This window comes from Desulfosporosinus sp. SYSU MS00001 (assembly GCF_049943955.1).
In the GTDB taxonomy this organism is placed as follows: domain Bacteria; phylum Bacillota; class Desulfitobacteriia; order Desulfitobacteriales; family Desulfitobacteriaceae; genus Desulfosporosinus.
In genome coordinates, this window is sequence record NZ_JBNFTW010000010.1 from 133,833 (window position 1) to 155,691 (window position 21,859).

The following is a 21,859-nucleotide window of genomic DNA, read 5'->3' on the forward strand; positions in this document are numbered from 1 at the left end:
GTATGTTCGGTTGTACTACGGTTATGGAATACTGGCTAAAGATAGCATTGATCCTGCGGGAATTGCTTCTTTAAACAGTGAGGATATTAAAGCAGTTTATATTGATGAAGGGCCTTTAGCTGTTCTATGTGGAGTAACTGAGAGCAATAAGCCTACAGTTGCAGGAATACGCCACTATAATAAAAGTTTATGCCAATTAGCTAAAATGACGACCATAATACCTCTCATGTTTGGGACGGTTTTTCATACAGACGATGAAATTCACAGTGTTCTCCGCAAGAATCAAAAAAAGTATTTACGGTTACTAGAAACTTTTAACGGGACATTCGAGGTTGAATTAAAAATATCTTGGGAAAAGGACTCGTTTCAGAATACAATGTTGAGTCATAAAAAGTTGGCACGTTGGAAAAATGCCTTGGCAAAGGGAGACGGGAAAGGTTATGATCTGGTGGAATTCGGCCGGGCTGTTCAAGAAACTGCTGATCAAGAACGAAGGAGAATAGTTCGGCTGGTAATGACATTGCTCAAGCCATTGGCAAGAAATAGTATTCAAAAAGAATGCACGAACGAATTTGAAGCCTATAATGGAGTCTTTTTAATTGAGCGGGACAATGAAGAACAATTTGATCAAACGGTAGATCAATTAGCCCTTCAGTTAGGAAAAGGGTTTTCCTTTAAATACACCGGTCCTTGGCCAGTCCATCATTTTATTGAATAAGCAAGGAAGGCGTTGAAATCTTGGTTTTGCAAAAATTCACGATGTGGGTTTTAAAAGAATTAATCACCAGAGCTGAAGACGAATGGTACAGCCCTGAAGTTATACGTCAGGAGCTTGAATCCTTGCGCAGTAGACTTGAGAGCAAGGAACTGACAATTGATGAATTTTCTAAACAAGAAGAATTGCTCGTAGAGCGCCTTATGGTCGGACGAAATCGGGGGATTGAAGAATGACAATTCACTGCAATGATTTGCAGACAAAGCTAGACGAATTATTTGAACGCAGCTTGAACAAAGTGAGTTCAGAAATGGAAGCGGAATTAATCTCTATATTTCGTGTATACTGCCAAAATAAGCTCCAAGAAATGCTGCTGCAGGCGGGAATTGGTCATCCTTTGTTGAGTGTTAGGGAATTAGGTGATACTCAGCAAAACGTTATTGCTAAAGAGGATAGCTTGGAAAGAAAACCAGTACAGGAGTCTAGTAATCCTAAAAAGAAAGAAGAGGCAGCTGAAAAGGAAAAACTGACAAAACTTAGAGAAGACGAAGAAGATATCAAGGAAGATGACGTTGAAAACTTCAATCCTGAAGTACTTTGGTATGGGCTGGCTGTAGTGCCGTCAGACATATCATTAGGTTTAATAGAGGGAATGGAAAATTCGAACTGCCATTTGGTAACTCACCGCCAATTAAGTATGGTAGTTTGCCAAGTTCCTCAGACAGAATATGGACAAGACCCTCTGCATAAGAATTTAGCGAATTTATTATGGGTTGAAGATCGTGCCAGAAAACATGAAGGAATTTTGGTAAACATCATGGAGTTTTCCAACAGTCTATTACCTTTACCATTTTGTACAATGTTTAGTAACTCTGAGCTCATCGAAGGTAAATTAAGCAGCGATTATGATTTCCTGATGCGAGAACTTAATTACTTAGGAATCCTTCGGGAAATAAATCTTAAACTTCTTGTTGACCACGAGAAATTAAGTTCACGGCTTATAAAGCAGAAACCATTTCAGGGCTCTCAAGGGGGAAAAGATTATTTTTATAAAAAGCAATGGGAGCAGAGCTTAAAGACTCAAATGGAACAGTTTCTTGAAGATAAGAGCGCAGTTTTTATAGAACGACTTAAGGTGTTAGCGGAAGATATTCTTATGTTAGAACATAGCGATACAGAACAAAATGGTATGATAACATGTTTTAATTCCTGTTTTTTGGTACATCCTGAGAAGTTCATTTCCTGGGAGAAGGAAGTCTCTTTATTTGATCAGGAAACTGACGAATGGGGGTTCGTTTTGGACATTTCCGGTCCGTGGCCGCCTTTTCATTTCGTAAAATTAAAGGAGGGCGGATTCATTGAGTCAAGTAGTAACAACTCGCAAAGTGACTCTCCTTGAGCTTCTTGAAAAGTTATTAGACGAAGGTGTAGTGGTTTCAGGGGATCTTATACTTAGTTGCGCAAACGTAGATTTGGTATATTTGGATTTAAAATTACTTCTGTCATCTGTTGAAACGTTGCTGGAAACATCAAATCTGAAAGTTAACGATCAGTTTAGATTAAGGCCTCAAAGACAGGTCTTAAAGGACAGAACTACCAATGAGCTAAGCAGAGCGAGCGATTTATTGTCTTCAGGGCCCGATAAAGCAAAAGAATTGTCGCAAATTTCTGAGAGTAATGATGATATATCGGAGGAAGCCCTACAGCGGTCAAATAACGGGGCCCTACGAATTGAGGCCAATCCAAACAAAACTGAAAAGGGTCTGGCAAAACTTGTCTTAACAATTGTCGAGCTGCTGCGGCGCTTGATGGAACACGAAGCTATGCGCCGTATAATGGGTAATACCTTATCTGAAGAGCAGGTTATTGCAATGGGAGATACATTTGAAAACTTAGATCAGCGAATGAAAGACATGTTAGATGTTTTTGGTCTCAAAGAGGAAGACCTTAACATTGATCTCGGCCCATTGGGAAAATTGATCTAAGGAGGGAGACTATGGCCATCCAGCATTCCAGCAATAGCAGTAGTTTAGCCGATGTCTTGGAAAGGGTATTAGATAAAGGTATTGTCATAGCGGGTGATATCTCAATTTCAGTTGCCGATGTCCAACTTCTGAATATAAAAGTACGATTGTTGGTTGCCTCGGTTGAGAGAGCTAAAGAGATGGGGATTGATTGGTGGGAACATGATGCTTATTTATCATCTAAAGCATTGCCCATTGAAAATAGAACCCAAAAAATCCCTGACGCAGATAGAGACATTTTGGAAAATCCCCATAAAGTAACCCTGAAAGAAGCGTTTGACGACAATGGTGATCCTATTGTTTTACCATAAGTTTCTTGGCTGAATTAATGCTGCCAAAAGTTTAATAATAATTGTTTTTTGATTTCAAATTCTTCATCCGTAATTAAACCAGATTGTTTGAGTTCGCCTAATTGATATAGAAGGTTAAGGGCATCAAAATCTTTTTTGAAGGGATGTTCTGAGTTATCATCGATCGAATCAATGATTCCAACTTTGGAAACACTTAATAAGGGAATAAAAAGTACCCAAAGTGAGGATACCGAAGTGAAAAGTTTCCCCAAGTTACCTCTCCCCCAATAAAAGTATTTGATTTGGTTCGTTTATTATAATGTATGCGCTTGTCCATAAAACGGGATTATATTTTAAGAATTTTGTCCTTTTTTTGCTTCAGTGATTAACTTCTTAATTTCATCGGCATTGGGTCCGTTGGGATCCTTAGCCAGGGCTGTTTGCCATAACTGTATAGCTGCGGCATAGTTTTTCTTGATTTGATATGTGAAAACTCCGTAATTAAATAAGGCCTGCTGGAAATCGGGATTCTCATGGATTGCTTTTTGAAAGCTCTTATCCGCTAATTCATTTTGTCCGCTGTAAAAAGCTGCAGTAGCCATATCGGTTAAAACATTAATATCTTGTTTGCTATGAAGAACATTTTGGTAGCATTGGGTTGCCTGAACAAAATCATTTTTAGCCTCATTAGGAGCTGCTGTTCGAGCGGCAGTTCCCAAGTCGTAATAGGCATTGCCTAGATCTTGTTGAAGTTGAATCTCATTGGGGTTTGATTGAACTTGCTGCGTCAGCTGATTGACTTGGCTTTTTAAGCTTGTATAGTCACTGTTTGCCGAAGAGGCAGATGAAGCGGCAGAAGAATTCCCGCTCGAAGAACCTTTAAAATATCCATAGGCTCCTGCTCCTGCGAGGCTGAAAATTAATAAACCGGCAATCACGATGGCTTTAAACTTTTGAGATTTTTGATTGTTTTCCATGTTACGTCTACATCCCCCTAAGACTTCAGTAAGTAGCTCCAGACAGAAGACAGAAAGGCGGCTCTGAGATTTTTGACTCTGGAGCCGTCTTAATAGTTCTAGTGGTTATCCAATCGAAAGATTCCCACTGCTACAAGCAGGAGTTGTTCCCATTCCTTGCTTCGAAGGAGGTAGAGTCCATCCTTCAGCGCGATAGAATTTTTTATGGGCTAGGCGCTTTCGTCACCGGAGCGCTGACGTCCAGATTTAGCTGAACGAGTTCACTTACTTGGAAATAAAATTAACTGCTCTTAGCCGATAACAATTTTGCCGAACATTCCTTTGGCTGCATGCCCGGGGTATTGGCAGATATAATAAAACTCACCGGTTTGACTTGCGGAGAATGAGATCAGGGCAGAGGGAAACTGGTTATTTGACGATTCCGGAACCGGTGGGATGAAGCCGCCGGGATAAATGGTCCCTTGCATCATTGGCATATAAGCATAAGGAGGAGCAGCGGTTGTTAATTCAACTCCATGGGGCATGCCAGTATCCTCATTGATAATTTCTAAAGTTACCTTGGCGCCTTGAGGAATTTTTAGAGTTGGATTTATTAAACCGCCGATCACAAATTTGCCGTCCGCTTCCTCAGGTCCGCCCAGCATTACAATTTTTATTGCTGACCCGGTATAAGTTATGGTATTTGAACTTTTGTCAACGGTGGCATTGGTCAAAGAAGAGTCCATATCGTTTGCCGCACTAGTTGCATCCTTTAATGATTGACTATATGTGTTCTCGTTTCCATTTCCATTACCATTTCCGTAACCATTCATGAATCCATAGCGACCACAATAGGAACCTGCCAGGCCATTACTGGAGTTATAGTTCCCGGAGCCGTTGTTCCCGGAACTATTGCCGTAGTAGCTGCCCATCATACCATACCCGCCAGGAAATCCGTAAGATCCCGGGCCGATGTTTGAATTGCTATCTGCTGAAAATTGGGGGGGATTTACAGGCTGATTTAAAGACGATGAAGTATCAGCGGTAGAATTGGTGGTACTGGTACCGGCAGCTGTTTGCATGGCTGAATTTTTATAAGCAGTAAGTAAATAGTTGCTGTTATTCCCGAAGGAGTGGGCAATTACGGATTTAGAGTTCATAGCGGCATATACCGAACCCGAAAAGGCTATTAAGCCTGCGATTGAGAGACCTACAATCCATTTTGCTTTTTTCATTCTTAGTTCCTCCTATGTTTACAAGGTTGTTCTGCGATTTTATGGTTTAAGTATAGGAATTCAATACGATTTTGCTGTGAATGACTTGTGAATTTCTTGTGAATTTCTAAAGCTTTTCTTAAAACTCGAAATTCCTCCTTCGTATCGAAGGAAGAATCAAGAATTTGGGCTTAATGATTGTATGTTTTCTCCAGCAATATCCAACAGAAGATCAATGAAGTTTTTCTTCCTTCCCGCATATAGTTAAACGTTACTAAGCGAGAGGGGAGATTTTAACGTGGATAAAGATTCCGGCTCCGCAGATGAGTCAAAACCACTGATTTCAACCAAACGATATACCATCATAATTGTTGTCATTATTGCTCTTGTAATTATCGGTGGGATAGGCGTTTCACTCGTTTTATATACCAGAGACACAGGACAGATTGCCAAGGGTATTGCCTTAGAAATTCCCTTAGGACACTTATCATTTGCAGACGCCCAGTCCATGCTGGAACAACAGAAAACTAAACTATACGAACGTACTCTTCAGCTCACAGCCGGCGGTAAAACGTTTTCATTTAAGCTGAAAGAACTTGGTTTCACTTATTCCTATGAAGAGCCACTGCAGCAGGCCTATCTCATCGGACGAGAAGGGAATATCTTTAATAAAGCTGCATGCAAATTTAAGGCAAGTTGGGGTATAACTTTTACACCAGACTATAAATGGAATAATCAAACACTGTCGGGCATCCTGACTCAACATCTCTCGAGTTTGAACAGCCCCGCAGAGAATGCGCACTTTATCTTTAATCCTGATAACTCAATGCAAATAGTCGCCGAAAAGGCTGGGAGAGAAGTTGATATTGAGAACTTAATAACAAGAATAAAAAAGGTTCCTTTCGAAGATATAGTACAAATCCCTATCCCATTTAAAAGCATAAAGCCAAGTATAACTCAGAATGACCTGGAGAAAGTAAAAAGCTACGATCTTATTAGTGAATACTCAACCATCTTCGATTCAAATCAAAAAGAACGGACCATCAATCTTAAGTTAGCAGCCAAAGCTATTGATGGTTTGGTTCTGAAACCGGGAGAGACATTTTCATTTAACCAAACTGTAGGACCTAGAACTGTTGAAGCTGGGTATCAAGAAGCTATGATTATTGAAGGGAATTCCTTCGTGCCGGGTTTAGGCGGCGGAGTCTGTCAAGTCTCCAGCACTTTATATAATGCAGTTCGTTTAGCAGACTCATCTGTGACCGTTGTTGAGAGGTCGCGTCATAGCTTGCCTGTCGCCTATGTTCCTCCAGGGCAGGATGCAACGGTTGCATACCCCGATCTGGATTTCAAGTTCAGAAATGACTCGGGGGATTTCATTCTTATTCGAAGTGATATCAATGGTCGTTCTCTAACCTTTAAGCTATATGGAAAGGCCAAGAAGAAACAATAATCCATGCTATTATTCCCAAACTGGTTCAGCCCTCTAATACGGCAATTGGTACGGGGCTTATCCTTGACTGACGAAAATGAAATTAACTGCTTTTTACGTGATCACGTTAATAGAATTTGGAGAGTTTTAACCTTTTGTCAGCTCTTTCTTTCTGCTAAAATCAGAAGGAAAGAGTGAACGAAATAGCGTTTTGCAAAATTGCTTAGGGATTTTGAGCACAGGGCAGTATGTTTTGACTGTGCTTTTTGCTTCTTCGTTGAAAAAGCAGTCTCTAAGCAAAGGGATAAGGAGGATATTCTGCAATGGCAGAAATTTTAGTTATTTCGCCGATGGAAGAACTGGCTCGTTTATTTCGAGAAGTAATAGAAGAGGATGGCTTTCCGAAGATAGATATTAAAGTGGCTCGTGTAGAAGAAGGCGTTCAACTTGCCCAGGAGGCAGAGAACCAGGGATATCATGTCATCATAAGTCGTGGTGTCACAGCCTGGATGATGCATAAAGCGGCAGTCTCTTTACCGGTCGTTGAGGTTCTAATAGGAGGATTTGATATACTAAAAGCCTATCTGCAGGCCAAGAAACTTGGCAAGCGGATTGGTATCGTTGATATAGAAGAGATCATTCAAAGTGTACGCGAGTTCGAGAAATTAGTTGGTGAAGAATTCGTTAAATATACTCTAACTGATCAAGATCAAGATATTTTCCAGGGAATTAGAGTTTTAAAGGAAGCCGACGTTGAGGTTGTCATCGGTAAGATTGCAATGGCCAAAAAAGCAGAGGAGTTCGGCATGAAATCCGTTGTGATCGGCTCAGGGCGAGAGGCTGTGCGGCGGGCTCTGGCCGAGGCAATTCGCGTTCAAGAGGTTAGAAAGCAGGAACAGCGCCGTACAGGACAGCTTAAGGCAATTCTCAATTTTATTTATGATGGTGTCATTGCCCTTGATGACCAAGGCTGTATTAGTGTATTTAATCCTGTTTTGGAAAAGCTTACTGGCTGGACAGCTGAAAAGGCGATTGGACGGTTTGTGACAGACGTTATTCCCAAAGCAGGCTGCCGTGAGGTTTTAATGGGCGGGAAAGCTGATTTGGGGCAAATTATTGAAATCGGACGCTCTAAAGTTGTAGCCAATCGTGTCCCCATTATTGTTGATGAGAAGGTCGAGGGAGTCGTGACAACGTTTCAAACGGTTGATCGATTGCAAAGTCTTGAGCATAAAATCAGACGAACTTTGGCCGAACGCGGGCATGTGGCCAAGCATCGTTTTGAAGATATTCTCGGACAAAGTAATCCCCTAAAAGAGGTTGTAGGGCTGGCTAAGGAATATGCGTTAGTAAATTCAACGGTTTTACTCTTAGGCAAAACGGGATCCGGCAAAGAGATGTTTGCACAGGCCATCCATAATGCCGGTCCGCGTCATAATGGACCGTTCGTGGCAATTAACTGTGCAGCTTTGCCTGAGAACTTATTAGAAAGTGAGCTCTTTGGCTATGTTGAGGGAGCTTTCACCGGGGCCCGCAAAGGAGGTAAGGCAGGTGTCTTTGAAATGGCCCATGGAGGTACATTGTTCTTAGATGAAGTTGGAGAAATGGCCCCTTCCTTGCAAGCGAGGCTTTTACGCGTCCTTGAAGAAGGTGAAGTGATGCGCCTTGGAGACAGCAGTATTTTACCGATCGATGTCCGTTTAATTACGGCAACCCATCGAAACCTGCGAGAGATGGTTGATGAAGGCAGTTTCCGTGAAGACTTATTTTATCGGTTAAATGTTTTGTCGATTATCATTCCGCAGCTTGCAGATCGTGGAAACGATATTCTTCTTATTGCCAAGCATTTCCTCGAACTATTTTGTCATAAAATGAATCGCCCCATCGGCAAATTCTCTTCTGAGGCCGAGAAACTCTTAATAGATTATTCGTGGCCTGGAAATATACGAGAACTTCGCAATGCCATGGAACGGTTAGTTATGCAAAGGTGGGAGAAGGAAATTACAGTTGAAAATATTTTTCATGCGTTACTTATCGAACGCCAAAGCGCTGAAGCCCATTCGTTGTCCCGGGGGACAAAGCCCGACGAGAGAGATTTTGGGGAAGAATCCATGCGAAAAGGACTCGAAAATGTCGAACAAAACTTGATCCGAAGAACATTGCAAGAATGCAGAGGCAATAAAACAGAGGCAGCTCGGCGGTTGGGAATTAGCCGAACAACGCTCTGGCGTAAACTGCATGGAGTCAAGGGATAATTGGCTGCATTTGCCGTAAATGAAAGATAAGAGCAAGAGTAGTATTGTTTCAAAATGTTTCATATTGTAATCATAGCTGTTTCAAAAGCGTTTCATATATGAAACGCTTTTGCGTTTTTTTGCTTTTCTAGCTTGAAGTATTCATAATAAACAATTTAGCAACTCGAAAAATAATAGTCGCAAAGGCTTAAGAATTGAGAGATTACCTTGAATAGTAAAGGCTATTCTACTAAATTCCGACTAATTTTTGCACAAAACGTTCATATTGGCACAGAACTTGCAATTATTCTTAGACACACTTGAAGGAGGCGAAAGTACTGTGGCTAAAATTCTTCCCATTGTCCCAACGGCTAAACCTGGTAGTCTGGCAGAAACCCCTGCAGGAAGTACATGGCGTGAAAAACGCCCTGTGATAACGAATTGTACTTGTCTGGAAGTTACTTTATATTGCCCGGACGGTGCCTTATCCATTGTAGAAGGCAAAGTAAGTCTTGATTTAGACTTATGTAAAGGCTGTGGAATCTGCGCTAATGAGTGCAAAGATGGCGGGATTCAAATGGTTCCAGAGTATACTGGAGCTCAAGGCGTTTTTCCAGTAAAGGGGGAGGAATAATGAGTACAACATTGCTGACAGGTTCTGAAGCTGCGGCATACGGGGCTAAACTGGCAAAGATAGAAGTTATCGCATACTATCCAATTACTCCGGCTTTCCCGGCTATGGAGCGAGTAAGCAAATTTATTCAGGATGGTGAACTTAAAGCAAACTTTGTTCGTGTCGAATCCGATCATAGTGCCTTGGCAGCGACTCTCGGTGCTTCCCTTGCAGGAGCCAGAGCCTTTACGGTTACAAACTCTCAAGGTTTGTTATACATGACAGAAGTTTGTTATCACACGGCAGGTCTTAGACAGCCTGTTGTTATGGCTTGTGCCAATCGTGCTTTGTCAGCGCCGCATAGTCGTTTTCCCGAGCAAGGTGACGCTGTTTCTCAGGGTGCCAATGGCTGGATACAACTGTTCTGTGAAAATAACCAGGAAGTTCTCGATAATACAATCCAGGCATTTAAAATCGCTGAAACCGTTAAACTTCCTGTGTTGGTTAATTATGAAGGATATGTCCAATCCCACACTCTTGAAGAAGTCGTTGTTCCCGACCAAGAGAAAGTTAATGCCTTTTTGCCTTTAGTTCGCTTTAAGACCTTGGACGTAGAAAATCCTCAAGGTGTTAATACTGTCACAAGCCCGGATTTCTATATGGACTACAAGTTCCGTCAAAATGAAGCCATGAATGAGGCAGTAAAAGTCATTGGGAAAGTTGCAGAAACCTATGGCCAAGAATTTGGCCGCAATTGGTCAGGCTTGATTGAAACTTACAAAATGGATGGGGCAGAGCATGCTCTGGTATGCATGGGTTCCATGGTTAGTGAAGCTCGTCTTGCTGTTGATGAATTAAGAAGCCAAGGGAAAAAAGTGGGGTTAATCAAAGTACGGGCTTGGAGGCCCTTCCCCGTGAAAGCACTTCGAGCATCCCTTAAAAAGGTTAATAAGGTTACTGTTTTCGATAAAAATATTGTATATGGTATGGGCGGTGCACTGGGAACGGAAGTACGCGGCGCACTTTATGGACAAGCTTCCCTAAATGTAAATAGTTACATCGTCGGTTTAGGTGGCCGTAGGTTTGGTTTGAACGAGATTAAACAAGTCATCGAGCTTTCGGAAAAGACTGTAAAACAAGACGTCATTTCTGAATGGTTTGGCCTATAAGGAGGGAAGAAAAGTGACACTAAGAATAGAAGATCTACCGAAGGAAGAATTATTCGGACAAGGTAATGGGGGATGTAAAGCTTGTGGAGCAGCGATTGCCGGTCGTCAAGCTATGAAAGTTCTTGGAGAAAGAACAATCATTACAATCCCGGCCTCGTGTATGGCAACCCTGGGCGGAAATAATCAAAAAACAGCCTGGAAGACCCCTTTTTATCATACGCTTTTTGAAATGGCCCCGGCGGTATCATCGGGAATCCGTGCAGCCTTGGAAATTCAAGGGGTGAACGATGTCAATGTGGTATCTTGGGGCGGAGATGCCGGCAGTGCTGATATCGGATTCCAAGCTCTAACGGGAGCGGCTGAACGGAATGAACACATGATTCATGTTTGTTATGATAATGAAATGTATATGAATACAGGCGGACAACAAAGCAGTCAGACACCTCTTTATGCCTTAACGTCCAATGATCACATCGGCAAACCTGTAAAAAAGAAAAACATGCTGGCGATAATGGAAGCCCATGGTCTTGACTATGTTGCTAGTGCATCTATTGCCTACCCTTTTGATCTGATGGAGAAATTCCAAAATGCTCTTGCCAATCCCGGATTTTCTTATATTCATATTTTGGCTCCTTGCTACAGGGGGTGGCAGATCCCCGGAGAAAAGACCATCGAATTTGCCAGGCTTGCTGTGGAATCCGGTCTTTGGGAACTTTTTGAGGTTAAAAAGGGCGTAAGAACTCGAACTCATGAACCTTCTCTTATACCGGTTGCTGATTATCTCTTGCCTCAAGGTCGTTTTAAGAATATCTCTAAAGAGGCAGTTGAAGAGATTCAAACATCAATTACTAAGTACTATGGGAGAGGAGCGAAATAAGGTCATGATTGAAATTTGCTTTCATGGGCGATATGGTCAACCTGTACAAAAACTCGCCCGGAGCATTGGTAACTTTGCTCTCAACAACGGAAAAAAAGTACAAGTCTTTGATGCCTTCTCAGCTGTACGGCCGGGTGCTCCCATGTATTCGATAGTCAGAGTTGCCGATGAGTTTATACGTGAACGCTCTGCCAATAATCCTCAACCTGATGTTGTCGTTGTTTTAGACAACAGCTTGGTTAAAGTTGTTGACGTCCTGAAGGGCTTAAAGTCTGGTGGAACAGTTATGGCATTGAACATGGAGCAGGAAGTCTTGGACGGAAAAGCGGAGGGTATCAATTTTGTATCTCTCAATCCTTACTTCGCAGACAATGGCAGTGAGATCGAGAAAAGTCTTCTGCTAGCTCTGGCGAACCAAGGCGTTCTCTAAATTCAAATCAATTAATTTCCAATGTTATCGTCTCAATTAGCATAGCTGTACGAGTTTTGGGCTTGCGCTGTGCTAATTGGGAACATTAATCTGAGCGTATATGGCATTTGCGAGAGGAGGCTGAATCGTTTTTCACGAACGGACAGTGGGTTAAATTCGGAGTAATATTAGAGAGGAGAATTTAAGTGAGTTTAGCTGTTCTATCCTTAATTGCCATTATAGTTGCCATTGCCATTGGATTTTGGAGAAACATTAATACAGGAATTGTCTCTATTGCTTTCGCTTTGATACTTGGGCAGTATATGGGTCACCTAAAAGTAAATGCTATAATCAACTTCTGGCCCACTAACTTGTTTTTTATCCTTTTAGGTGTAACTCTGCTCTTTAGTCTTGCCAAAGTTAATGGGACCTTAGAACTGATAGCTAAAAAAGCTGTTTATCTTTCTCGTGGCAATAAGCCTCTCATTCCCTTCATTTTCTACTTTTTAGCGTTAATCTTAGCGGCAATTGGCCCCGGTAACATCTCCGTAGCGGCTCTGCTCGCTCCTATCGCCATGACTGTTGCCAGCCAGACAAAAATAAAACCGATCCTGATGGGCGAACTCCTTATTTTAGGAGCTGTCGGCGGCGGAGTATCACCGATTGCACCGACTGGAATTATTGGCGTAAATCTATCCGATAAACTCAATATCGGATACTTGGGTAATTACATTTGGATGAATCAATTGATTACCACGTTTCTGTTTGCTTTGGTTGTTTATTTTGTCCTGGGCGGATATAAACGAGGAGATGGCAAGATTACTCTTGAAAAGCCAGTGTCCTTTAATAAGAATCAATGGATTACTATAGCTGGTATCTTGATTTTAGTGTTCGCTGTTATTTTCATCAATGCCAACATCGGATTGGCCGCCTTCTTTATTGCAGCAGCGCTCCTTCTTCTGGGGGTTGGTGATGAGAAGAAGTCTCTTGCTGGAGTTCCTTGGGGGACATTAATATTAGTAAGTGGAACAGGCATTCTTATTAGTGTTGCTGATAAATTAGGCGGGGTTAAATTTCTCTCAAGTGTTTTGGCTTCCATGATGGGACCTAAATCGGCTACGGCAATCATGACTTTAACCTCCGGGGTAATGTCCTTTTTCTCCTCAGCTTCAGGAGTTGTTATGCCGACGTTGATTCCTACTGTTACGGCATTATCAGCAAAAATGCATGGAGCTGTAACACAGCAAGCGTTAGTTGCAGCCGTTGTACTTGGCGCACACCTGGTAACCCCCAGCCCAATTTCAACCATGGGTGCATTGACTTATGCCGGTGCGACGGAAGATATGGACAAAAAGAAACTCTTTAGAGATTTTTTTATCTGGGCAATTGTTGGCACATTGTTTGCTGCGCTTTTGGCTTTTGTCGGTATTGTGTGTATGAAATAGGACCAAAAGGAAGGTAAGGATTATACCTTTTTAGCTCGATAATTTTCTTAATACTCAAATGCTTTAGGCAAGAAAAAACCTTAAGATATTGGGCAATTCGTTAACTTATTCAGCGATTGCCCAATTTTGTTTCTATAATTCCTCATGTTTCATTTACCATTGGATTGCAAATAGTCGCTGATGAACGACATTGTCGCAATTTTAGCGACTATAAGTTATATATGCCGTGACTAAAGAATTTTGGGTATTCATCGTTCTGTTTTGTATCGCAAGATAGCCCAATATAGCCTTAGCCACTATGACTCAATTTGATAGTATTGGTAAAATTATTTGATTGACAATTCAGCAAAAACTCAGTATATTGATTACGGACCATATGAAAGCGGTTTCATATTTTAGAATGACAAGTCTCAAAACGACTTGGCCTTTTGATTTCCAGATTCTTTGCGCTGCAGAAAAACTGCAGAAAATAAACGGACATCTGGAAACTTGATTTGTCTATTTTTAATAATAGTCGAAGCAAAGTATGCCCGAAATAGGGCTATTTTGAAGGGCTTTGGCAGAAAAAATGAAAATGATAAATAAAAAGAATCCTTTGCTGTAAAAAACAAGACTATTCTGTACTTAAACAGGGGATGATTGAGGACGATGTGGTAGCGGTACCACATGATTTGCAAGAATATGCGGAGTTGAAAGGTTATATTATGGCTACAATAAGGGATGTTGCAAGATTAGCTGGGGTCTCGATTTCAACGGTCTCCAGAGTTTTAAATAAGAGTGGTTATGTTAACAGCGAGACGGAGAGAGAAGTCAATAAAGCGATTCAAATGTTGAAATATGAGCCGAGTGATGTTGCCAGAGGATTGACGAATAAGAAGACCAGAACGATTGCCCTAATTCTGCCGGATATTGTAAATCCCTTTTTTCCTGAGTTAAGCAGAGCTGTGGAAGATGTGGCGCGGACATCAGGATATACAGTAATCTTCGGCAACTCTGACGGTCAAGCAAATAAAGAGAAGGCCTATATTAATATTCTCAAACAAAAGTATATCAGTGGGATTATTTTCGCTTCCCATAACCTTAACCGCGATGATGTCGAGTATTTACAGAAGATCGATATACCTTTTGTTGTTTTAGACCGAGCCCCTTCCCAAGAAGGGTGTACGGTTGTCCGTTCCAATAATTTTGAGGGCGCCAAACTCGCTGTTCAACATTTGCTTGACGTGGGCTGCAAGAAAATTGCCCATATTTATGGGCCTCAGGAAATAAATACCGCTAAAGACCGTTTAAGCGGATATGAGGAATCTGTTAAGAATTTCAAATGGTATAGCCCGACGTTAATGGTGCCTGGGAATTTCAAGCTGGACGGGGGTATGAATGCCGCCCACGTGTTGATGGAACGTCATCCCGATGTCGATGGGATTTTTGTGGGCAATGATTTGATGGCGGTGGGGGCGCTAAAAACTCTCCTGCGTCTGGGAATAAACGTTCCGAATCAGATAGCTATTTGCGGGTTTGATGGAATTCATCTAGCGGAGGCTGTTGAGCCGGAATTAACGACAATAGCTCAGCCTATTTACGAAATGGGAGCCTTGGCTGCTGATTTATTAATTAAGAAAATAGAAGGGGCAGTGGTGGATAACCGCATTTATGAATTAGAGGTTAAGTTAGTGCCGCGGGCTTCGACAACAAAGGAAATTTGAGTTGCTCTAGATGAGTTTTTATTTTGCTATTCGATGTGGTAACGGTACCATATTCTAAAGGCATAAAAGGTACAAGTAATTATTGTTAAAGTACTGTATTCGATCAAGCGATAATACAGAAAAAAATACAGGGGTGTCAAGGGAATGAAAAAACAAGGCGTGCTTCATGGGGAATTGTCACGATTCATTGCTACATTAGGTCATGGTCAGACCTTAGTTATTGCAGACTATGGATTACCGATCCCGCCCCAGGTCCCATTTATCGATTTAGCCGTTTGTGAGGGGGTTCCTGCTTTTGAGGATGTGTTCAAGGCTGTGTTAAGCGAATTGAGTATCGAACAAATCACAATTGCTGAAGAACTGCAAGGGGCTCATCCGGATTTATTTGCTAAAATTAATGGAGCGACAGATGCTCCACTGGAACTTGTAAGTCATGAAGTTTTTAAAGAGCGTTTGACATCGGCTGCAGTAATTGTTCGCACCGGTGAGTGGACGTCTTATGCAAATGTCATCTTAACGTCTAGTGTTGTGTTTTAGGTGGTGAATTTATGGCACTCTTGGAAATGAAGGGAATCTGCAAAGGCTTCTCAGGTGTCAAGGTTCTTCAAGGTGTAGACCTTCAGGTAAGCGGGGGAGAAGTGGTGGCCTTGCTTGGTGAAAATGGCGCAGGTAAGTCCACACTAATGAAAATCTTAACTGGGGTCTATGCAGCTGATGCAGGACAAATTGCAATCGACGGAGAGACGGTACCAATTAAGGCAATTCACGATGCCCAGAACCTGGGAATCGAGATGATATATCAAGAGCTTAATCTATTTCCTAACTTGTCGGTGGCCGAAAACTTTCTGATTGGGCATGAGGACGAATTTCGAACTTTGGGTTTCGTTAATTACCCTCTCCTCTATAAGAAAGTTGCGGAAACAATGGCGACGTTGAATCTTAACCGCGATCCCAAAGAATTGCTGGGCGGCCTAAGCGTTGGCGAACAGCAGTTAGTGGAAATCGGCAAGGCCTTGCAAAAAGACGTTCGCTTTCTCATTATGGATGAACCTACCTCCGCTTTGAGCAGGGCTGAGACAGAACGACTCTTTGAAATTGTCCGCTCACTCAAGGATAAAGGCGTTGGAATTATTTATATTTCTCATCGCTTGGAGGAATTGTTTACAGTGGCAGATCGGGTGACAGTATTGCGGGATGGTCAGTTCATTGCCACGGTCAAGACCGAGGAGACAACGGAGCGGGAATTGGTTGCTTTAATGGTTGGCCGGGATATTGAGGAACGCTATCCCCATGTTGAAACGACACCGACTGAGATTGTACTGCATGCAGAGCAATTAAATACGCAATTTGTGCACGACGTTAGTTTAGAAGTTAAAGCAGGGGAAATCGTGGGCCTTGGTGGCCTGATGGGTTCAGGACGTACGGAAGTGGCTCGAGCTTTAAGTGGGATCGATGCCTTGAAGTCCGGTCAAATTATCCTTGAAGGCCGGAAACTCTCCTTAAGAACCCCTATTGATGCAATTCGTTCTGGGATAGCCCTTGTAACCGAGGACCGTAAAAATGAAGGACTTCATCTTCCCTTTACCATTCGTGAAAATTTGGCTCTCCCAACCCTCGATGGACGCAGTCGTTGGGGTTTAATTTCAAGGCAAGAGGAACGGGAGAATGCAGAGCATTGGGTTAAACAATTGAGAGTTAAAACTCCAACTATTGAGCAGGCTGTACAAAATTTAAGCGGTGGCAATCAACAAAAGGTCGTCATCGGCAAATGGTTGGCATGCAACCCCAAACTGCTGATTTTGGATGAACCGACACGAGGAGTGGACGTGGGAGCTAAACAGGAAATCTATCAGCTCATGAACCAATTGAAGTCAGAAGGAAAGGCTGTTTTACTGATCTCTTCCGACTTGCCTGAATTGTTGGGTATGAGCGATAGGGTCTATGTAATGCACGAAGGAGTTATTATGGGTGAATTACTGAGCGGAGAAATGGAACAAGAAGCATTTATGCGTTTGGCTACGGGAGGTGAGGTATAGTGGAACGGATTATCAAAACAATTAAACGTTATCATTTAGGACCGACGATTGGTCTCATTATTTTAATTTTCATTCTCTCTTTTGCAACGGCAAAGTTTTTTACCTTTGGAAATCTGCGCAACGTTGCTCTGCAAATTTCAGTGAATGCTTTGATCGCAGTGGGAATGACCTTTGTCATTCTTACAGCCGGAATTGATTTATCAGTGGGATCTACCCTGGCTTTAAGTGCCGCGCTTGCATCACAGCTAATGGTCGGACACGTTAGCCCTTGGTTAGCCGTAATTGCGGCTTTGGCTTTTGGTGGTTTGGCTGGAGCACTTAATGGATTTTTTGTTGCCTATGCAGGTTTGGCGCCTTTTATCGTGACCTTAGGGACGATGACACTGTTTCGCGGAATGACAGAAATCTATACCAATGGCATGCCTATTTTCAATTTGCCTCAAGCGTTTGCAAAATTCGGCACCGGAACATTTCTGGAAATTCCTATTCCGGTTTGGGTAATGGCTCTTGTCTTTATCACCGCTTGGGTTGTACTCCATCGAACAATTGCCGGGAGACGCATTTATGCAATTGGAGGAAATGAGCGAGTTTCCTTCTTGGCTGGGGTACCGGTAAAACGTTATCTTTTGAGTGTTTATGTAGTCAGTGGCATTCTAGCTTCTTTAGCAGGAATAATTTTAGCTTCCCGTTTAGGCTCGGCGGAACCAACTGCAGGCGTGGGATATGAGCTGGATGCCATTACGGCTGTCGTACTTGGCGGGACAAGTTTGGCCGGGGGAGAAGGCACGTTAGTAGGTACTCTAATCGGGGCTTTGATTCTAGGAATTATTGATAATGGTTTGAATCTGCTCAATGTCAATTCTTTCTATCAAGATGCCGTGAAAGGATTAATTATTCTGGCGGCGATTATGCTTGATCGCAAGAAATCCTCAGCGAGGTAAGAGGCCCTGAGGCCTCCTTCTTCAATAAATAAAAATAAAAAAAGTAAAGAGGAGAATGGCAATGAAAAAATGGAAAACTATTTTAGGGCTAGGTGTTCTGACGGTGGGTCTTGTTTCTGGATGCGGTACCGCTTCAAACAACAGCTCAGGTGAAAAGACAGCTGCTCAAGCAAAATCCGGCGATTATACGATTGGTTTCGCTGTTTCCACGACCAATAATCCGTTTTTTGTCGCTATGGAAAATGGAGTTAAACAGGAAGCTGACAAAGAAAACGTGAAAGTCATTATCGATAATGGCAATAACGATGCTGCTACTCAATTGAACCAAGTTCAAGACTTAATTCAGCAAAAAGTAAGTGCTATTATTCTTAATCCAACCGATAGTCAAGGCTTGGCCAGTGCTGTTGCAGCTGCCAATAAAGCGAACATCCCTGTTATAACCTTAGATCGGAGTGTAAATTCCGGTAAAGTATCCTGCTTCATTGCCTCCGATAGCGTTCAGGCAGGAAAAATGGCTGCTGACGAGATCATAAAGGCTATGAATGGCCAGGGCAAAGTCGTGGAGCTTCAAGGGATCATTGGTACTTCAGCTGAACGGGACAGAGAGCAAGGGTTTGACCAAGAAATTGCGACTGCAAAGGGAATTCAAGTTGTTGCTAAACAATCAGCCAATTTTGACCGCAGTAAAGCTTTAAACGTTATGCAAAATATTCTTCAGGCTAATCCAGATGTCAAAGGGGTCTTCGCCCAAAATGATGAGATGGCTCTGGGTGCCTTGAAAGCAATTCAACAAAGCAATAAAACAGGGATTGCGATTGTCGGTATTGATGGTGAACAAGAAGCGGTCAATGACGTTCAGCAAGGACTTTTCTATGCTGACATTGCACAACAGCCAACTGAAGAAGGAGTATTAGGAGTTCAGAACGCCATGAAACTGGTGAAGGGCAATTCCGTTTCGGCGACTGTCAGCTCACCTTTGAAACTTGTTGAAAAAGGAACATCATTTAAAGGTTTTTAAGACGATCGTTGTCGGTTTAAGTCTTAAGGGAGGTGAAGCAGGATTATGCGTTCCATAGCAGTGATCGGCAGTCTTAACATGGATATTGTCAATCGCGTTGAAAAAGCACCTTTACCGGGCCAGACAATTAAAGCCATCGAAACAAGCTATATTCCCGGCGGAAAGGGCGCAAATCAGGCAGTAGCTGCAGCTCGCGCGGGAGCCAAAGCCGAAATGATCGGGGCAGTAGGCATGGACGCTTATGGAGAAATTCTATTAGAAAACCTGCGATCCTCGGGTGTCGGAACAGATGGAGTGCTTGTTAAGCAGGACATTTCAACGGGACTGGCTTTCATTACCGTCGATGGAGTAGGGGAAAATAGTATTATTATATCTCCGGGAGCCAACGGTGTCTTGGATGCGAAAGATATCGACAAAGCAGAAAAGTTTTTGGACGAGCCGGACCTCATCATTCTTCAGAATGAGATACCCTACCCTACCCTGGCTTATGTTTTAGAATCCTTCGCAGCGAAAGGAAAGTATATAATATACAACCCTGCACCGGCATTAGTGCCGCCGGAGAATATCTATCACATGGTTAATTTGTTAATCCTTAACGAAACAGAGGCGGCGGTATTAACTGGAGTTAAAACAGAAAGTATTGAGGAAGTACACTCCGCCGGCAAGATTCTGGTGGAAAAAGGGTGCCGGGAGATCATTGTAACCTTAGGTGCCAAAGGATTATTTTACATGAGCAGTGAAGGAAGCACCATGTATCTGCAGGCGTTTAAAGTTAATGTTCAGGATACAACTGCAGCAGGTGATACTTTCGTAGGGGCCTACGCTGCGGCTATTGCTGAGGGCAAGCCTCTTCAGGAAGCGCTGCGTTTTGCCTCAGCGGCCTCTGCTTTGGCAGTTACTAGTAAAGGTGCCCAAACTTCGATCCCGGAACGTGCGGATGTTGATATTTTTTTAGCTGAAGAAGGTCGTTAAAATTATCGGGAAATGTAAACTAGTAATGACTTAATTCCTCCAATTATAGGGGCTGTGTGTTTTTACACAGTCCTTTTTTCTTACGAAAATACATTTTCATTTCCTCCTCTTTGAACCGAAAAGGTTCATGCAGGAGAGTTGATAAGAGGTTACCAAAGTAGCGATAAAAATGATTAATCGAAAAGATAGAGATATCCTATAGACATAAGGGTCTGGGGAATGTTACGATTTAGTTGAGGATAACACGAATAGGTAATTAATCTCTAAGGATATTGTCTCTTAAAGAGGATATGGTGGATAGAGATAAGGGGAATTGTGAATGTTAGTACTTTATCAAGCCAAAAGGAGGTTATTATATGAGAAAGTGTGACGAGTTAATTCAGAGATTTACGCTAAAGGGTCAAGATAGTGGTGTAAGGGAATTAAGAGGAGAAGAGCTTGAATCATGTCAATTAATATATGATGATTTAATTAAACAACTCATTGCTACTGGAGCGGAAATCCCTCGTGAGATGGAGATACAAGTAATCAACAAAATTGTTACCCTTGATGATGATAATGTAACTCCGCTGGGATTGGTCAATGTAAGTTTGGACTATCTGTCGAAAATACTAACGCTCGCCCAAGATCAAGGAATCCAATGGCAAGTTGAAATTAAAGAGTGTACAGATACCCATTTTAAGGAATTGTCCTATTTTAAGATCAAGGTCGCTTGTGACAAAGAGTTTTTCGTAACTATGGCCAAAGAGGCAGGGTTTAGGTATCCCAAGATAAACTGTCATCAAACAGCTTAATTAACTGAACATCAAATCGCCGCCAAATTTTACTTGAAGTTCAGACTTTAATGGGAAATGGGGGGGATTTTATGAATAAGATACTAGTACCCACTGATGCCTCAGAATCTGCGAGAAGGGCATTGATAACAGCTTTGGATTTTGCACAAAAATTTAATGCTAAAGTTGAACTTTTATTCGTGATGCACCAGCCAATTGTTTATAATTCATGTCTGGATATGTTCATTATTTCACCCGACCAGATTGAACAAGAAGGAAAGTTTGCCTTAGACACAGCAATGGCAGGTATCAATACCGGCGGGATTACCGTCATACGAAAGATATTGAGTGGCAAACCTGATAGAGTGATACTAAAGGAAATTGAAGATGAGAGAATCGACATGGTAGTCATGGGGAAATGCGGATATGGAGCCATAACAGACTGTCTGTTGGGTAGTGTGAGTCAACGTGTTCTTTATGGCGCAAAATGTTCAGTTTTAATTGTTAAATAAAAATTATTAAATGGTTTATGAATTTTCAGCCCCTATCGCAACGATAGGGGCTATTTAATGGCAGTTATAAACTACAAATTTAATGCATAAAGTTATCAGAAACCTTCTTATTATATATCTCCCCAAATGCTGCGCGGGGAGCTCTTTTAAAATATAAAGCCCTTAGTTATTAACTAAGAGCTTTTGCTTCGGTGAGGTAGACTCCATCCTTCGGCGCGATAGCATTTGTTATGAGCTAGGCGCTTACGGCGAAAGTGTCCCCAGGACACTTTCGTCACCGAAGCCCCGATGTTCAGCTTTAGCTGAACGAGTTTGCTTTTTTTAAAATCTCGCAACAATAGTTTTCTAGTTCTTAGAATTTCAACAAAAATACTTTGCAATAAGCTCCGCCGGGTCAATAACTCGTACGGTTTGCTTATCGGTATCAACTTTATCCTTGATGCCGTCTTCCAACATCGTAATGCAGAAGGGGCAATTGGCACCAATGACTTCCGCGTTCTTTTCAAGGGCTTGTTCGACCCTTAAG

General features: G+C 42.2%; 23 protein-coding genes. 20 read left to right on the forward strand and 3 right to left on the reverse strand.

The annotated features are described in order from the left end of the window. Positions 1 to 10 precede the first annotated feature (10 nt). The 5 genes from ACPUYX_RS16940 to ACPUYX_RS16960 are packed head-to-tail and all read left to right on the forward strand — an operon-like array spanning position 11 to position 3,050. Positions 11 to 718 (forward strand): GvpL/GvpF family gas vesicle protein, encoded by a 708-nt coding sequence (locus tag ACPUYX_RS16940; RefSeq protein ID WP_426380806.1) that lies wholly within the window; start codon positions 11 to 13, stop codon positions 716 to 718. A gap of 20 nt (positions 719 to 738) precedes the next feature. Continuing rightward, a complete protein-coding gene (locus ACPUYX_RS16945) occupies positions 739 to 951 on the forward strand; it encodes a gas vesicle protein GvpG (RefSeq protein ID WP_426380807.1) in 213 nt (70 codons plus the stop codon). Further along, positions 948 to 2,114, forward strand: coding sequence for a GvpL/GvpF family gas vesicle protein (locus ACPUYX_RS16950; protein ID WP_426380808.1), 1,167 nt, complete (start codon positions 948 to 950; stop codon positions 2,112 to 2,114). The genes ACPUYX_RS16945 and ACPUYX_RS16950 overlap by 4 nt, the downstream gene beginning before the upstream one ends. Further along, complete coding sequence (locus ACPUYX_RS16955) at positions 2,074 to 2,700, forward strand: gas vesicle protein K (RefSeq protein WP_426380809.1); 627 nt, start codon at positions 2,074 to 2,076, stop codon at positions 2,698 to 2,700. The genes ACPUYX_RS16950 and ACPUYX_RS16955 overlap by 41 nt, the downstream gene beginning before the upstream one ends. An 11-nt stretch (positions 2,701 to 2,711) precedes the next feature. Next, a complete protein-coding gene (locus ACPUYX_RS16960; protein ID WP_426380810.1) occupies positions 2,712 to 3,050 on the forward strand; it encodes a gas vesicle protein in 339 nt (112 codons plus the stop codon). A gap of 14 nt (positions 3,051 to 3,064) precedes the next feature. Here the strand turns inward: ACPUYX_RS16960 and ACPUYX_RS16965 are convergent, their stop codons facing one another. The 3 genes from ACPUYX_RS16965 to ACPUYX_RS16975 all read right to left on the reverse strand — a co-directional run bounded on the left by ACPUYX_RS16965 (position 3,065) and on the right by ACPUYX_RS16975 (position 5,220). Next, positions 3,065 to 3,301, reverse strand: coding sequence for an SHOCT domain-containing protein (locus tag ACPUYX_RS16965; RefSeq protein ID WP_426380811.1), 237 nt, complete (start codon positions 3,299 to 3,301; stop codon positions 3,065 to 3,067). Positions 3,302 to 3,382: 81 nt separating this feature from the next. Further along, the gene (locus ACPUYX_RS16970; protein ID WP_426380812.1) at positions 3,383 to 4,006 is read right to left on the reverse strand and encodes a tetratricopeptide repeat protein; all 624 of its coding nucleotides are present in this window, start codon (positions 4,004 to 4,006) and stop codon (positions 3,383 to 3,385) included. A 290-nt stretch (positions 4,007 to 4,296) separates the two neighbouring features. Next, positions 4,297 to 5,220 (reverse strand): hypothetical protein, encoded by a 924-nt coding sequence (locus tag ACPUYX_RS16975; RefSeq protein WP_426380813.1) that lies wholly within the window; start codon positions 5,218 to 5,220, stop codon positions 4,297 to 4,299. 277 nt (positions 5,221 to 5,497) lie between these two features. On the opposite strand from ACPUYX_RS16975, the gene ACPUYX_RS16980 reads away from it, so the two are divergent. The 15 genes from ACPUYX_RS16980 (at position 5,498) to ACPUYX_RS17050 (ending at position 21,333) form a co-directional block, all read left to right on the forward strand. Beyond that, entirely contained in the window at positions 5,498 to 6,652 is a 1,155-nt protein-coding gene (locus ACPUYX_RS16980) for a VanW family protein (protein ID WP_426380814.1), read from the forward strand. Positions 6,653 to 6,954: 302 nt separating this feature from the next. After that, positions 6,955 to 8,886 (forward strand): sigma 54-interacting transcriptional regulator, encoded by a 1,932-nt coding sequence (locus tag ACPUYX_RS16985; RefSeq protein ID WP_426380815.1) that lies wholly within the window; start codon positions 6,955 to 6,957, stop codon positions 8,884 to 8,886. Between the two features lie 319 nt (positions 8,887 to 9,205). After that, positions 9,206 to 9,499, forward strand: coding sequence for a 4Fe-4S binding protein (locus ACPUYX_RS16990; protein ID WP_426380816.1), 294 nt, complete (start codon positions 9,206 to 9,208; stop codon positions 9,497 to 9,499). Continuing rightward, positions 9,499 to 10,647, forward strand: a complete 1,149-nt coding sequence (locus ACPUYX_RS16995) for a transketolase C-terminal domain-containing protein (RefSeq protein ID WP_426380817.1) — start codon at positions 9,499 to 9,501, stop codon at positions 10,645 to 10,647. The genes ACPUYX_RS16990 and ACPUYX_RS16995 overlap by 1 nt, the downstream gene beginning before the upstream one ends. A 13-nt stretch (positions 10,648 to 10,660) precedes the next feature. After that, positions 10,661 to 11,524: a thiamine pyrophosphate-dependent enzyme gene (locus ACPUYX_RS17000; protein ID WP_426380818.1), complete on the forward strand. Its 864-nt coding sequence runs from the start codon at positions 10,661 to 10,663 to the stop codon at positions 11,522 to 11,524. Positions 11,525 to 11,528: 4 nt separating this feature from the next. Beyond that, positions 11,529 to 11,954: a 2-oxoacid:acceptor oxidoreductase family protein gene (locus ACPUYX_RS17005; protein ID WP_426380819.1), complete on the forward strand. Its 426-nt coding sequence runs from the start codon at positions 11,529 to 11,531 to the stop codon at positions 11,952 to 11,954. Between the two features lie 185 nt (positions 11,955 to 12,139). After that, entirely contained in the window at positions 12,140 to 13,378 is a 1,239-nt protein-coding gene (locus tag ACPUYX_RS17010) for an SLC13 family permease (RefSeq protein ID WP_426380820.1), read from the forward strand. A gap of 635 nt (positions 13,379 to 14,013) precedes the next feature. Further along, positions 14,014 to 15,081, forward strand: a complete 1,068-nt coding sequence (locus ACPUYX_RS17015) for a LacI family DNA-binding transcriptional regulator (protein WP_426380821.1) — start codon at positions 14,014 to 14,016, stop codon at positions 15,079 to 15,081. A 144-nt stretch (positions 15,082 to 15,225) separates the two neighbouring features. Continuing rightward, entirely contained in the window at positions 15,226 to 15,618 is a 393-nt protein-coding gene (gene rbsD / locus ACPUYX_RS17020; protein ID WP_426380822.1) for a D-ribose pyranase, read from the forward strand. An 11-nt stretch (positions 15,619 to 15,629) separates the two neighbouring features. Continuing rightward, positions 15,630 to 17,117, forward strand: coding sequence for a sugar ABC transporter ATP-binding protein (locus tag ACPUYX_RS17025; RefSeq protein WP_426380823.1), 1,488 nt, complete (start codon positions 15,630 to 15,632; stop codon positions 17,115 to 17,117). Continuing rightward, positions 17,117 to 18,058, forward strand: a complete 942-nt coding sequence (locus tag ACPUYX_RS17030; protein ID WP_426380824.1) for an ABC transporter permease — start codon at positions 17,117 to 17,119, stop codon at positions 18,056 to 18,058. The genes ACPUYX_RS17025 and ACPUYX_RS17030 overlap by 1 nt, the downstream gene beginning before the upstream one ends. Positions 18,059 to 18,119: 61 nt before the next feature. Beyond that, positions 18,120 to 19,076 carry a substrate-binding domain-containing protein gene (locus ACPUYX_RS17035; RefSeq protein ID WP_426380825.1) on the forward strand — a complete coding sequence of 319 codons (957 nt, stop codon included), beginning with the start codon at positions 18,120 to 18,122 and terminating at the stop codon, positions 19,074 to 19,076. Positions 19,077 to 19,121: 45 nt separating this feature from the next. Then, on the forward strand, positions 19,122 to 20,048 hold the full coding sequence (gene rbsK, locus ACPUYX_RS17040) for a ribokinase (protein ID WP_426380826.1): 927 nt from the start codon (positions 19,122 to 19,124) through the stop codon (positions 20,046 to 20,048). Positions 20,049 to 20,404: 356 nt separating this feature from the next. Further along, positions 20,405 to 20,842, forward strand: a complete 438-nt coding sequence (locus ACPUYX_RS17045) for a hypothetical protein (protein ID WP_426380827.1) — start codon at positions 20,405 to 20,407, stop codon at positions 20,840 to 20,842. A gap of 71 nt (positions 20,843 to 20,913) precedes the next feature. Next, positions 20,914 to 21,333, forward strand: a complete 420-nt coding sequence (locus ACPUYX_RS17050) for a universal stress protein (protein WP_426380828.1) — start codon at positions 20,914 to 20,916, stop codon at positions 21,331 to 21,333. Positions 21,334 to 21,859: the final 526 nt, after the last annotated feature.